The organism is Rariglobus hedericola (assembly GCF_007559335.1).
GTDB classification, from domain to species: Bacteria; Verrucomicrobiota; Verrucomicrobiia; order Opitutales; family Opitutaceae; genus Rariglobus; species Rariglobus hedericola.
The window spans coordinates 1,922,187-1,934,976 of sequence record NZ_VMBG01000001.1; the positions used below are offsets into that span (position 1 = coordinate 1,922,187).

Sequence of the window (12,790 nt, forward strand, 5' to 3'; positions counted from 1 at the left end):
CCTTACCGTCCCGCCAGCAGCGCGTAGATCAACACCGCGCCCGCCACCGACACATTGAGCGACTCCACGCGGCCGCTGCCGGGAATCGTCACGAGTCGCGTGCATGCGCGCTCCACATCGGCCGCGAGTCCGTGCTCCTCATTGCCGAGCACGACCGCCACCGGCTTGGCCGGTCCGGCCAGCAACACCGGCTTGCCGCCGCGCGCCGCCGCGCCCGCCACGTCGTAACCGGCCGCCGCGAGTTCGCGCATGAGTTTCGCCAGATCCGGCGTGCGCCACACCTCGACTTGCTCGAGTCCGCCTTCCGACACACGAAACGCCGCCTCGCCCGGCAGAGCCGCCTGCGGATGCGCCGGGATCACAATATTTTCGACGCCAAAAAACGCCGCCGTCCGCGCGATCGCCCCGAGGTTGTGCGCGTTGCCAATCCGGTCGAGCAACACGAGCGGAGTCCGCTTGGCCGCCCAATTCGCCACCGTGCGCGCATCCGGTGCGCGCAGCTTGGGAGCATCGATCACCGCCACAATGCCGCCGTGGTGGATGCTGCCCGCAATTTTCTCCAACTCCGCCGCCGGAACGCAGCGATACACTTTTCGCCCCGCCGCGAGCGCCTTGCAGATCACGCCCACCTTGCGTCCCGTAGCCTCGTCGAAGAACAGCCGCTTGATCGACGCCGGGTCCTTCTCGAAACGCGACCGCACCGCCACCAGACCGCAAAGATTAAGCTCGGGAGATTTCACTGCCCGATGCTGACAAATAGGTTCGCCCGTTGTCGAGCGAACCTCCGGTTCAATCACGGCACCCACTTCACGTCATCGAAGAAAAACTGTCCGCTGCCGCGCTCCGAGCCAATCGCCGCGCGATCCAATTTATTGTAATTCAAGATCGTCGCCCCCGCTCGGCCCTTGCATTCAACACAGGAGCCCTCTTTCAGTAGCCGCCGGGCTTCCGTCACCCCATCCTCAGGATCGTTCGCACCGCCCATGCCCCGCCGCATCACTCTTCGAGACATCGCCATCAAAGCCGATGTTGATATTTCGACCGTCAGCCGCGCTCTGCACAACAGCGCCAGCGTCCACTTAGAGACTCGCGCTCAAATCCAAAAAATTGCGACGGACCTCGGCTACCGACCCGATCCCGCCTTGTCGGCGCTGGCTGCTTATCGGAAGAGCCTGCAACCCTCCTCGTCCTATCAGTCCACACTCGCCTGGCTGGACAACTGGCCCCTGCGCGGCGCGATGCGGGAAATCCAGTCGTTCAACGAATATTTCCTCGGCGCAACCGAACGAGCCAACCGCTACGGCTACAAACTCGAGGAGTTTTTTCTGCGGGGAAAAGACATGACGCCCGCCCGCATGGGTTCCATTCTGCGCGCACGAAATATCCAAGGCATCATCGTTCCTCCGCAACAGCACGACGGAGGGAAGCTGGACTTTGATTTCACTCATTTTTCAGCCGTCGCGCTCGGCTACAGCCTGCGACCCGCCCTGCTGCACGTGGTCACCAACCACCAGTTTCTCTCCATCACGCTGGTCGTAAAAAAACTTCGCGACCTCGGCTACCGTCGCATCGCGCTCTACCTCTACGCCGATTGGGATAAAAAGGTAAACGAGGGCTACAGCACCGGCTTTTTATCCGCGCAAAAAAACCTTCCCGCGAAGGACCGCATCCCCGCCTACCTCTATGAAGGCAGCGAGTCGGTCGCGGAAGAAATCATCGCCGCCAAATTCCGGGACTGGTTCACCCGCGCCCGTCCGGAAGTCATCATCACCCAGGGCCTCTACCCCGAGATCGTCAACTGGCTCAAGCCTCTGCGCATTCGTGTGCCTCGTGACGTCGGTATCGTGGACCTCAGCACGCATCCCGACAAACCCCAGGTCTCCGGCATCTATCAAAACGACCGCCTCATCGGTGCCACCGCGGCGGACATCGTGATCGGCATGTTACAACGCAACGAGCAGGGTCTCCCCGCCACGCTCATTTACACGCAGGTGGACGGCGTGTGGCAGCCCGGCGAAAGCGTGCGTTCCATCGAGGGCTCAATCGTTCGGCCACACTCGTAAAAACGGTATTTACCCACGAAATCCAATTGTTTGGATTCCGTCGCACTTTCAAGATTTGAGCGGTGGACGCAACGTGGCTTCATGCTTCGTTACCCCTCACTGAAGTCGCTCCGCGTCAGCCGTCGCGGCTTTACGCTCATCGAGCTTCTCGCGGTCATCGCCATCATCGCCGTGCTCGCCGGCCTCACCATCACCGGCCTCGGGCGCATCCGCGAATCGGCCCGCCGCACCAAGTGCAGCTCCAACCTCCGCCAGATTGGCGGTGCCTTTCAACTTTACGCAGCCGATAATCGCGGTGTTTTCCCCGCCTTGCGTGGTAACGCGACGGGCATCAACCCGAATCCTTCCGGCGGAAACTGGATGCGCGAAATCAGTCCTTACGTTTTTCGTGACACCAACGCAGCCGGCCAGGTCGTCAGCACCGCCGACATCAAAAAGGTCGGTGAGACCTCCAACATTATCCACTGCCCGGCCTACGATCTCCTTTTCCCCACCATCGGCGATTTGGTGGCAACCCCGTATCAGACTTCCGGCTACGGCATGAACGCCGCCCTGAATATCCCAGGAGTCGGCGGCAGCATGACCTACGATAATCGTTACAAGGTCGCGGCCTTGAGCATCCCTTCCCGCACCGTGCTCGTAGGTGACAGCGTCAATTACCACATCGACGTGCAAACCCCCAACTGGACGACCGCGACCAATACCGTCGAGGGTTATTACTCCGGAGCGCCCACACGGCACGGCTCCAACGCCAACTACCTTTTCTGCGACGGGCACGTCGAGTCGCTCAGTCCGGATGCCGCCCTCAAGGTGCTTCCTCCGCGCTCGTAAGGCACAGCCCGATCCGTCGCATGAATCTCCCTCGTTTCCCTCGCGCGCTGGGCCTTTACCTAGCCACTCTCGCCCTCACTGTTTTTGCATCAGCGGCAGAGCCCGCAGTCGCTCCGGCGCAAATGCTGGCCAATCCCGGGTTTGAACAGGAATTCGCGGGTTGGATCGTAGCTGAAAACAATTCTGCCATGAGCACGGTGCTCCCGGCCGCCGCCCATCAAGGAAATTTTGGGCTGCGTATCCTTGATACCGATACCGTCAACGGATCCAGCGTCGAAAGCGTTTCGCTTCCCGCCGTGCCCGGTCATCATTATCGGGTCACCTTCCAAGTTCGTTCCCTGGAGAAGAGCAATGCCTGCGGCGTCTATGTGCGTCTCCGCAACGCCTCCGGTAAATTTTTACCCAATGCGCCCACCATCAGCGTGCCTTCGCAAGCAGTGTCCGCGTGGGAGCAAGTCACTCTAGACGCACTCGCACCGAGCGACGCTGTCGCCGTCTCGCTCTGGATTCATTCCTACGGGAAAACCACCGGCTCCTGGGATCTCGATGACTTCACCTTGGTTGACCTCGACGCAACTTCAGCCGGCACAACGACTCCGGCTGCACCTACAACGGTAGCGGCCAGTCCCTCCGTTTCCACTCCGCCCGCACTGCCTTCTCCGCTCGTTCCCGTCGTGCTCAAACTCGACGACCTCATCAGCACGCCCACCGGCGGAATTCCCGAGCGTTGGAAGCGCATCGCCGATCTGGCCGTTGAAAGAAAAATCAAGCTCTCCATCGGCATCATCGCCAACTCACTGGAGGGCGAAAAACCCGCCTACTTTGCGTGGATAAAACAACTGCAGGCCACCGGCCTGTTCGAGTTCTGGTTCCACGGCTACGACCACAAGGCGTGGAAGGAAGGCGACCGCAACGTGAGCGAGTTCCAAGGCCCGCCTTATGAACAACAGAAGGACCACTTCGTGCGTTCGCAGGCCCTCGCCCGCGAGAAACTCGGCTTTGCCTTCAAGACGTTCGGATCACCGTTCAATGTTTCCGATGCCAACACCGCCCGCGTGCTGGCCGAGGACAACGACATCAAAGTCTGGCTCTACGGCGAACGCGCCAATCCCGCCGGAAAAACCCTCCTTGATCGTGTCGGCGCGGTGAGCATCGAGCAACCGCTGTTCGTGCCGAACTCCGCCAAGTTCATCGAAGGCTACACCAAATACGCCGCCGGCCGCACCGCCTACACGATCCAAGGCCACCCCGCGCAATGGGACGACGCCCGCTGGGCCGAGTTCGTGCGCATCATCGATTTCCTCGTCCAGAACCACATTCCCATCGTCACCCCCGTAGAAGCCGCCTCGGCCCAACAACACTGATCCCCATGCATACCTCCACCCTCTCCCGTTTGCCCGTCGCCGCCGGCCTCCTAGCACTGGTTTTTTCCGCCGTCCTGCCGGCCACATTATCGGCCGACACTTTCACTTGGAATAGCAGCGCCGCGGGCACTTGGGATACCACCAGCACTTCGGCCTGGAGCAGCGGAGTCGCCTGGAACAATGCGGGCAACGACACCGCCAGCTTCGGCGGCAGCGCCGCTACCTATACCGTTTCGATCGCCCCGGCCGTCGCCATTTCCGCGGGAGGCATCACGGTCTCAACAGGCAACAATGTGACCATCGGCGGTGGCGTAGGCTCGTCATTCACGCTCGCCGGAACCACCCCGACCATTGGCGGCGCTGGCAACACCACACTCGATATTGTCCTCGCCGGATCGAACGGTCTCACCAAATCAGGCGGCGGCACGCTTCGGTTCAAACAAACCTCCACTTACACCGGCGACACCGCACTCAGTGGCGGTCAGCTGACGCTTGAGGCCAACGACGGCGTGGGTTCGACCGGAAAACTGACGATCTCGGGCGGCGCCACGTTCAGCATGCAGGGCAAAAACCAGTCCCTCGCCGGACTAAGCGGCGTCTCCGGAACCACCATCCGCAGCACCAGCGCGAACACCACCTCCACGCTTACGATCACCGGCGGCACCAACACGTTTGCCGGCACGTTGAGCAACTCCGGCACCAACGCCTTGCTCAGTCTCACCAATTCCGGTGGAACGCTCGCCTTGACCGGCACCAACAGTTACAGCGGAGCCACCATCGTCTCCGGCGGCACGCTGAACCTCGGGTCCAGCCTCGCTAACACCAATTCGGTTACCGTCAGCGGCGGCACGCTCAACAGCTCCGTCTCGACCGCCGTGGCCCTCGGCACCGGCGCGTTCTCTCTGACTTCCGGCGCACTCGCAATCAACGGCACTTCGATCGGTTCGTTCACCCTCGCCACCGGCCAGAACTTCACCGCCTCCATCGGCACGCTCAACTTCACCCTCGGCGCGTCCAACACCTCCGACCAGATCATCGGTTCGGGCGCCTTCAATCTCAGCAGCCTCACCCTCGCCCTCAACGGCACCACCTCCGTCGCCGGCTCCTACACGCTCTTCAGCGGCTTCACCGGCAACTCGGTGTCCGACATCACCATCACCGGTCTCGATCCGGGCTTCACCGGCGTCTTCGGCACCAACGGCATCCTCACCGTCTCCGCGATTCCCGAACCCTCGACCTTCGCCGCCCTCTTCGGTGTCGCCGCTCTTGGCGTGGCCGCTTTGCGTCGTCGCGAAACTCGCGCCTGATGTCTCGGGCGAAGACATTTGTCATCGTCACACTCCTGCTGGCCGGCGGCCTGCACGCCGCGGTGCCTTGGCGCTCCACGCTCTATCCCGACCAGTGGGAGCCCGGTTACTCCGATGATGCCGGCCGGTTCCTCCATGATTTCTCCCGCGCCGGTTATCATTCGGGCGACATCCCTGTCCCTGCGCTGACTTCGCCCGTAACCGATGTTACCCGTCCGCCTTACAACGCGGATTCCTCCGGCAAAACCGACACCACCGCCGCCATCCAAAAAGCGCTCGATACCATAGGGCTTTCTGGAGGCGGCATCGTTTATCTGCCTCCAGGCTCCTACCGGATTTCCCCGCAAGCCGACAACAACTCCGCCCTGCTGATCCGCGATGATCATGTGATCCTCCGTGGTGCCGGCCCCGATCGCACTTTTCTCTTCAACACGTCGGTGAAGATGCGTGGAAAGCGCGTCATCAGCCTCGAGCCGCGCACGTCCGCATGGTGGAACACCGGCTCCGGCGACCCGTCCGGAATCGCCCTGTCCGCCGATCTGCCGCAACCGTCCTCCATCATTCCCGTGACCGATGTCAGTTCGTTCGCCGTTGGTGAGCTCGTGGCCATCCGCAACACGATCACCCAATCTTACATCGACCGGCTCGGTATGACCGGAAAATGGCAGGCCGGAAATCCCGCCAACCGTCCTTTGGCTTACTGCCGGCGTATTGTTTCCATCGATACCAACGCCCGCACGCTCACCGTCGATATTCCTGTGCGTGGATTTCTCTTCACCACCGACCGCGCCCGCGTCGTCAAAACCTCCGGTCGCATGCTCTCCGAAGTCGGTTTGGAAGATTTTTCAATCGGCATGGTCCAGCATCCCGACGCCACGCTCGACGAGGGCGCCTACGACACACCCGGCACTGCCGCTTACGACACCCACGGCTCGATCGCGCTCTCACTCTCCTTTGTCGAAAACGCCTGGGTCCGCCGCGTGCACACCTACGCGCCCGCCGGCAACGCTCCCAAAGTTCACATCCTTTCCAATGCCCTTCGCCTCTGGAACACCCGGCTCGTCACCGTCTCCGACTGCGATTTTAAATTTCCTCAATACCGTGGCGGCGGTGGCAACGGCTACCTCTATTGTCTGAACGCGCAGGACAATCTGATCCGCGACTGCCGCGCCGAGGGCGGACGCCACAACTACGACTTTGGAACCATGGCTTCGAGCGGCAACGTCATCCTCGATTGCACGGCGAAGGACGGGGATCTCGCGTCCGATTTTCACATGTATCTGTCGCTCGCCAACCTCATCGACAACCTCACCTGCGACGGTGATTTCATCGAGGCGCGTGCGCTGCGTCCCTGGGGCGCGCCTATGCATGGCGTGACCACCACGCAGTCCGTTTTCTGGAACACCCGAGGTCTTCGCTACGCGGCCAAACACCTCGGCGATTCACCCGCGCTCGTTTACTCGCACCAATTTGGCGACGGCTACGTTATCGGGACGCGCGGTCCCGCCCACGACGTGGACTCGGATGATTTCGTAGAGGGCGTGGGCACCGGCGATTCGCTCCAGCCGCGTTCCCTCTATCTCGATCAATTGAGCCGCCGTCTCGCCCGCGAATCCACTCCTCCCTCTCCATGAATTCATTGCTCGAAACCAAACCGGTCGCCGCGCCGCACAAGGGAGAAGAACGCATTCTGTTCTCCCTCGGCCCCAAGGAAAAAAACCTGTTCCTGCCGGAGACCGATCTGACGCGTTTCAACGATCAATCCTGCGCTCATATCAACCCCGATGGCATCAGCGCCGGAGACTGGGAAAAAACGCTCCGCCAACACCGCCCCACCGTGCTGGTCACCGCCTGGAACACGCCTCCCATTCCCGTTTCGTGGATCGAGTCCGACGACTTCTCGTTGCGTTATCTCTGCAACATCACCGGCTCCGTAAAATCCGTCGCACCCCGCATCCTGTTTTCACGCGGTGTCCGCATGACGAACTGGGGCACGCTCATCAATCATACCATCGCCGAGCACGCATTGCTCATGGTGCTGTCGTTGTTGCGCAACACCCCCGCCTGGCCCGCCGCCGCGGTGTCAGGCAGTTACAGTGCCGATCTCATGCCCGTTTTGCGCACCCGTTCCTTGCGCGGAAAACGCGTCGGCCTGCACGGCTTCGGCGCCATCGCCCGCGAAATCATCGCTCTACTAAAACCCTTCCAGGTAGAAATCGCCGCCTGCTCCCAAGGCGTTCCCCGCGCCGTCTTAGAAGCCCAGGGCGTCGAACCCGTCGCCGATCTCGAAACCTTGTTCGCGCGCAGCGAGGTGTTGATCGAATGCGAAAGCCTTACGCCGCACAGCCGCGGCAGCGTGACCGCTGCGGTGCTCGCGCGCCTCCCGCATGACGCCGTGTTCGTCAACGTGGGCCGCGGCCTGATCGTGGATGAAATCGCACTCGGCCGTCTCGCCACCGAGAAACAGCTCCGCGTCGGCCTCGATGTTTTCCATCAGGAGCCGCTCCCGCCGGATTCACCCCTCGCGAAAATCCCCGGTCTGTTGCTCTCGCCCCACATCGCCGGACCGACGTGGGACGCGTTTCCCCTTTGCGGTGACCACGCGCTGACCAATCTCCAGCGCTATCTCAACCGCGAGCCGCTGACCGACGAGATCACGGTCGAGATCTACGACCGCGCCACTTAAGGCACGTTCGTCACCATCAGTGCGCCCACCTTCGCCACCGCCGAGCCTTCGCCCGGACGACGCACCACGCGCACCTGCAAATACGGCGCCTGGCCTTTCCACACCGCCGGATTAAATTCCGTCGTCCATTTGCCCGCACCGGAAAACTCACGCTCCGCATCCACGCCCTTGATACTGAAATCCGCGGCCGACAACCGCACCTTCAGGCTCTTCACGGGAAACACCAACTGCGAAGCCAGGCGATGGACGACCACCTCTTTTGATCCGGCCACGCCATACATCAACATCAGCCCGCCATCGTCGCTAAAACGCAGCTTGAGATAGCCGGTGGAATTACCCTCACCCTGCGTGTCCGCCGAAAGCACCCAGACAATCACGCCATCGCCTGACACACCCGGGCCGGTGAGATCCAGCTCGCGCAATTCAATCTCAACCGGCTTGGCCGTAAAATCCAAAGCCGGTGCACCCGCCTTCGTCACGATACCCGAGTTGGCATAGGTTTCGACTCCACCGGTCGCGGTCAAAATCAACGCACCGTCTTTCACCGTCACCGACGGATCGACCTTCCATTTTTCGACCGCTGGCGGTTTGTCGAACGTCTCGGAAATAATCGGAGCGGCGCGGAGCGAAAGCACGGCGCACGCGAAAACAAGACCAGCCTTCAAAATTAATGTCGGGGTTTTCATGAGGTGGCGCATATTGTTCATTTTTCATTTGCCGCGACAACCACACGCGCACTTACACGGGTGAGTTGCCCTATGAAGCCCCCCCGCCGCGTCACCCAGCAGGACATCGCCCGAGCCGCCAAGGTAAACCGCGCGACCGTTTCGCTCGCGCTGCGTGAACACGCCAGCATCCCCGTCACCACGCGCGCACGCATCCAAAAGCTGGCCAAAAAACTCGGCTACCAGCCCGACCCGATGCTGTCGGCGCTCGCCACCTACCGTCACGGCCGCCGCCCCGCCGGCTTCCGCGGCACACTCGGCTGGCTCGCTCAAACCACGAAAGAACTCGCCTGGCGCGAGATCCCCCATTTCGCCACTTACCTCACCGCCGCGTGTGAACGCGCCGAGACCCACGGCTACCGCGTCGAGGTCATCGATTTGAACGACATGGGCATCAACTGGCAGCGCGCCGCCGCCGTCGCCAAATCCCGCGGCATCGACGGCATCCTGCTTTGCCCGCAGCCGCACGCCGCGACCAACCTCGAACAATTCCCCTGGCAGGACTTCGCGGCCGTCACGTTTGGCTACACCATGATCAAGCCGAAGCTCCACCGCATCGCCTCGGCCCAATATGCCGCCACCTTCCGCACCATGCAGGAGTTGCTCGCGCGCGGCTACCGGCGCATCGGCTTTGTGTTCAATCACCAGCACGACGAACGCACCAACCACCACTACCTCGCCGGCTATCTCACCGCGCGCGAGTTGCACGATCCGCACTCCGACATGCCTCCCTGTATCGACGACAGCCACGATCCCGCGCAACCGGGTTTCTGGCGCTGGTTCGAACGCTATCAACCCGACGCCATTATCACCGGCGACCGTCATTTCGAAGCCGTGCTGCGCACCCGAAAACTCCGCGCACCCGATGATATCGGCATCGCCTGCCCCGGTCTGGCCGACACCAGCGGATCGATGGCGGGTGTCTGTGAGGACAACCACCAGCTCGGCCTCATCGCCGTCGATTTTCTGGTGTCGATGATGCACCGCGGCGAACGCGGCGTCCCGGTTCATGCCCAGCAGGTTCTCGTGGAGGGACTCTGGACTCCCGGCCGCACCCTGAGGTCGTTGCCCAACGACTAGAATCCCATCCGCCAATGCTCGCACTCACCCGTGTGAGTATCAGCCGCCTCGTGCCATGGCCATCGTTCTGGAAAAACGGTGGCCATGACCCCGCTTACCCAAAGCGAACCCCTTGTCGCCACCCCGTCCGCCGCACCTGAAGGCCGCATTCTATTCGCGCTCGCGAGTGACGAACGAAACCTCTTTTTCCCCGGTGAATTGCCCGACGGCGCCATCTGGCAGGATGCCCGCGGCCTCGGCCAGGCCAGCTGGAACCGTCTGCTCGCCACGCATCGCCCGCGCGTTCTCGTGACGGGCTGGACCACGCCCTTGCTCGACTCCGCGCTCACCACCCTCGCCGGACAAAATGGTCCCGTGGATTACGTCTGCCATGCCTCCGGTTCGATCCGCCACGTCGTCACTCGCGAACAAATCGCCGCCGGCCTCAAGGTCACCAACTGGGGCACGCTCGTCGCTCCCGTCGTCGCCGAACATGCGTTGCTGCTGATCATGGCCTCGCTGCGCCAGCTCCCAGCGTGGCGCGACCACATGCTGCTGCCGCCCACCGCCTGGCGCGCCCAGCTGCTCACCCGCACGCTTCACGGCGCTCGCGTTTCGATCCACGGCTTCGGGGCCATCGCCCGTGAACTCATCCGCCTGCTGCAACCGTTCAACGTGACTGTCACGGTGTATTCCGCCGGTGTCCCCGAGGCGCTCATTCGCGAACACGGTGCCACGCCCGCGGCTTCACTTCACGAGCTCGCCCGCCATGCGGATATTTTCGTGACGTGCGAAGCCCTCACCGATCTCTCCCGCAAGTCCATCAACGCTTCCGTGCTCGCCGAACTCGCCGAGGGTGCGGTCTTCGTCAACGTAGGCCGCGGCGCCGTCGCCGACGAAACCGATTTGATCGAAGCCGCGCAGACCCGCGGGCTGCGTATCGGCAGCGATGTATTTCAAAACGAACCCCTGCCGCCCGACTCGCCTTTTTTCAGTCTGCCCTCGGCGGTTCTCTCACCGCACATCGCCGGTCCGACGCTCGATTACTTCGCCGCCTGCGGGCGCCACTCACTGCAAAACATCGCCCGTTACCTCGCCGGCGAAAAGCCCGTCGGCCTGATCACTCCGGAAATTTTTGACCGCTCCACGTGAGTTTTTTCTCACCGGTCGGGATTTCCTTCAACAGGTAGAACAAAGGCGTTCTTCCTCCCCTCCCCGCCTTCAGGTCTAGTGCTCTTTCCGCCCACTTCCCCCATCGTGCATACCCCTCCCGCCCCGCTTCCCGAAGCCAACTCCGCCGGCGAACCCACCTCGCCCGGCAGCCCCAAAATCTGGCGCGCAGGCACGCTCACTTACACATCGGGAACCCTGATCGTCCTCTTCCTCTGGCTGCTATGGGGTGATTTCTCATGGGCCATGCGCGACCGCTCCGTCGCCCCTCTGGCGCAGTGGTATCTCAAATCCATCGAGGTCCCCAATCTCCTCTTCGCGCTCCTCATCAGCACCTTTCCCGCCGCGGTCGGCTTGGTGCTCGGCCCGATCATCAGCTACAAATCAGACCGCCATCGCGGACCTCGCGGCCGACGCATTCCGTTTCTGCTCATCACCACGCCCATCGCCGCGTTCGGCATGCTGGGCCTCGCCGCCACGCCTTACATCTCGCGCTGGGTTCACGGCCACTTCCCTGAACAAAGTGAAATGCTCGTCGCCGTGTTGTGCTTCGGCGTTTTCTGGGCCGCCTTCGAATTTGCCACCATCGTGGCGAGTTCGGTCTTCGGCGGTCTGATCGGCGACGTCGTGCCCGCTCCGCTCCTCGGACGTTTTTACGGACTCTTCCGCGCGGTCAGCCTGATCGACGGCATGATTTTCAATTACTGGCTTATCGGCAAAGCCGACACGCATTACACCGTGATCCTGACGGTCATCGCGGTTTTCTACGGCGTCGGTTTCATGTGGGTTTGCTACAAAGTAAAGGAGGGCAACTACCCGCCGCCTCCGCCGGAGCCGGAGAACGCACCCGGTCCGCTGGTCGGATTTTTCGTGGGCGCGAAGACCTACTTCCGCGAGTGCTTCAGCCATTCGTATTATATCTGGGTCTTCATCCTCTTAACGATCGCCAGCATCTGCTTCATGCCGGTGAACACCTTCATGATTCCCTACGCCACGAGCCTGGGCATGAGCATGGACGCCTATGGAAAATACATGGCGCTCACCTTCACGATCTCGCTCATTCTCGCCTACCCGCTCGGGTGGCTGGCGGATATTTTTCACCCGCTCCGCATGGCCATCGGCTGCCTGCTGGGCTACGTTGTCGTGACCGCCTGGGGTGCCTTGTATGCACGCGATGCCAGCACCTTCGCGATCGCTCTCGTGCTGCACGGTGTGCTCTCCGGCTGCTATTTCACCAGCGCGGCATCACTCGGGCTGCGCCTGTTTCCTCGTTCCAAATTCGCACAGTTTGCCAGTGCCGCGGGTCTCATGGGCTCGGTGTTCGGCATGGTGATCGGCCCGCTCATCGGCAAGCTGATCGATGTATCCGGCAATCTCTACCACTACACCTTCACCTCGGGCTGCGTGATCAGCACCATCGCCCTGCTGGCCGCTTTGCACGTGCACGGGAAATTCATGCGGTTGGGCGGCCCCAAAAACTACGTCGCGCCGCTTTGATCCCCACGCACCTTTCGCAACCCACTCGCGAGTAAGAAATCACACTTGAAGTCAGCGACGCACACGCATCATTTTTTGAATACAAACT

Annotated in this window: 11 protein-coding genes; 9 read left to right on the forward strand and 2 right to left on the reverse strand. The window is 61.9% G+C overall.

The window, feature by feature from the left end; all coding sequences use genetic code 11:
- Nucleotides 1–2 precede the first annotated feature (2 nt).
- Nucleotides 3–740, reverse strand: a complete 738-nt coding sequence (locus FPL22_RS08440; RefSeq protein ID WP_144229722.1) for a TrmH family RNA methyltransferase — start codon at nucleotides 738–740, stop codon at nucleotides 3–5.
- 243 nt (nucleotides 741–983) lie between these two features.
- On the opposite strand from FPL22_RS08440, the gene FPL22_RS08445 reads away from it, so the two are divergent.
- From FPL22_RS08445 to FPL22_RS08475, 6 genes are all read left to right on the forward strand, one after another.
- Entirely contained in the window at nucleotides 984–2,063 is a 1,080-nt protein-coding gene (locus tag FPL22_RS08445) for a LacI family DNA-binding transcriptional regulator (protein ID WP_144229724.1), read from the forward strand.
- 81 nt (nucleotides 2,064–2,144) lie between these two features.
- Nucleotides 2,145–2,894 carry a DUF1559 family PulG-like putative transporter gene (locus tag FPL22_RS17825; protein ID WP_203235131.1) on the forward strand — a complete coding sequence of 250 codons (750 nt, stop codon included), beginning with the start codon at nucleotides 2,145–2,147 and terminating at the stop codon, nucleotides 2,892–2,894.
- 20 nt (nucleotides 2,895–2,914) lie between these two features.
- Nucleotides 2,915–4,258 carry a DUF2334 domain-containing protein gene (locus FPL22_RS08460; RefSeq protein ID WP_238991346.1) on the forward strand — a complete coding sequence of 448 codons (1,344 nt, stop codon included), beginning with the start codon at nucleotides 2,915–2,917 and terminating at the stop codon, nucleotides 4,256–4,258.
- A 5-nt stretch (nucleotides 4,259–4,263) separates the two neighbouring features.
- Nucleotides 4,264–5,565 carry a beta strand repeat-containing protein gene (locus FPL22_RS08465; protein ID WP_162525234.1) on the forward strand — a complete coding sequence of 434 codons (1,302 nt, stop codon included), beginning with the start codon at nucleotides 4,264–4,266 and terminating at the stop codon, nucleotides 5,563–5,565.
- Nucleotides 5,565–7,199 carry a glycosyl hydrolase family 28-related protein gene (locus FPL22_RS08470; protein WP_238991347.1) on the forward strand — a complete coding sequence of 545 codons (1,635 nt, stop codon included), beginning with the start codon at nucleotides 5,565–5,567 and terminating at the stop codon, nucleotides 7,197–7,199. The genes FPL22_RS08465 and FPL22_RS08470 overlap by 1 nt, the downstream gene beginning before the upstream one ends.
- Nucleotides 7,196–8,251, forward strand: a complete 1,056-nt coding sequence (locus FPL22_RS08475; RefSeq protein ID WP_144229728.1) for a hydroxyacid dehydrogenase — start codon at nucleotides 7,196–7,198, stop codon at nucleotides 8,249–8,251. Before FPL22_RS08470 ends, FPL22_RS08475 begins: the two co-directional genes overlap by 4 nt.
- Here FPL22_RS08475 and FPL22_RS08480 read toward each other — a convergent pair.
- Nucleotides 8,248–8,886: a hypothetical protein gene (locus FPL22_RS08480; RefSeq protein ID WP_144229730.1), complete on the reverse strand. Its 639-nt coding sequence runs from the start codon at nucleotides 8,884–8,886 to the stop codon at nucleotides 8,248–8,250. The genes FPL22_RS08475 and FPL22_RS08480 overlap by 4 nt on opposite strands.
- 123 nt (nucleotides 8,887–9,009) lie before the next feature.
- On the opposite strand from FPL22_RS08480, the gene FPL22_RS08485 reads away from it, so the two are divergent.
- The 3 genes from FPL22_RS08485 (at nucleotide 9,010) to FPL22_RS08495 (ending at nucleotide 12,702) form a co-directional block, all read left to right on the forward strand.
- The gene (locus FPL22_RS08485; protein ID WP_144229732.1) at nucleotides 9,010–10,056 is read left to right on the forward strand and encodes a LacI family DNA-binding transcriptional regulator; all 1,047 of its coding nucleotides are present in this window, start codon (nucleotides 9,010–9,012) and stop codon (nucleotides 10,054–10,056) included.
- 84 nt (nucleotides 10,057–10,140) lie between these two features.
- Nucleotides 10,141–11,187 (forward strand): hydroxyacid dehydrogenase, encoded by a 1,047-nt coding sequence (locus FPL22_RS08490; protein ID WP_144229734.1) that lies wholly within the window; start codon nucleotides 10,141–10,143, stop codon nucleotides 11,185–11,187.
- 105 nt (nucleotides 11,188–11,292) lie between these two features.
- Complete coding sequence (locus FPL22_RS08495) at nucleotides 11,293–12,702, forward strand: MFS transporter (protein WP_144229737.1); 1,410 nt, start codon at nucleotides 11,293–11,295, stop codon at nucleotides 12,700–12,702.
- The last annotated feature ends 88 nt before the right edge of the window (nucleotides 12,703–12,790 follow it).

Excerpts from the sequence above, each read along its gene's own strand:
- FPL22_RS08445 (WP_144229724.1), top strand. The coding sequence starts at position 984 with ATGCCCCGCCGCATCACTCTTCGAGACATCGCCATCAAAGCCGATGTT.
- FPL22_RS17825 (WP_203235131.1), top strand. The coding sequence starts at position 2,145 with ATGCTTCGTTACCCCTCACTGAAGTCGCTCCGCGTCAGCCGTCGCGGC.
- FPL22_RS08460 (WP_238991346.1), top strand. The coding sequence starts at position 2,915 with ATGAATCTCCCTCGTTTCCCTCGCGCGCTGGGCCTTTACCTAGCCACT.
- FPL22_RS08465 (WP_162525234.1), top strand. The coding sequence starts at position 4,264 with ATGCATACCTCCACCCTCTCCCGTTTGCCCGTCGCCGCCGGCCTCCTA.
- FPL22_RS08470 (WP_238991347.1), top strand. The coding sequence starts at position 5,565 with ATGTCTCGGGCGAAGACATTTGTCATCGTCACACTCCTGCTGGCCGGC.
- FPL22_RS08475 (WP_144229728.1), top strand. The coding sequence starts at position 7,196 with ATGAATTCATTGCTCGAAACCAAACCGGTCGCCGCGCCGCACAAGGGA.
- FPL22_RS08485 (WP_144229732.1), top strand. The coding sequence starts at position 9,010 with ATGAAGCCCCCCCGCCGCGTCACCCAGCAGGACATCGCCCGAGCCGCC.
- FPL22_RS08490 (WP_144229734.1), top strand. The coding sequence starts at position 10,141 with ATGACCCCGCTTACCCAAAGCGAACCCCTTGTCGCCACCCCGTCCGCC.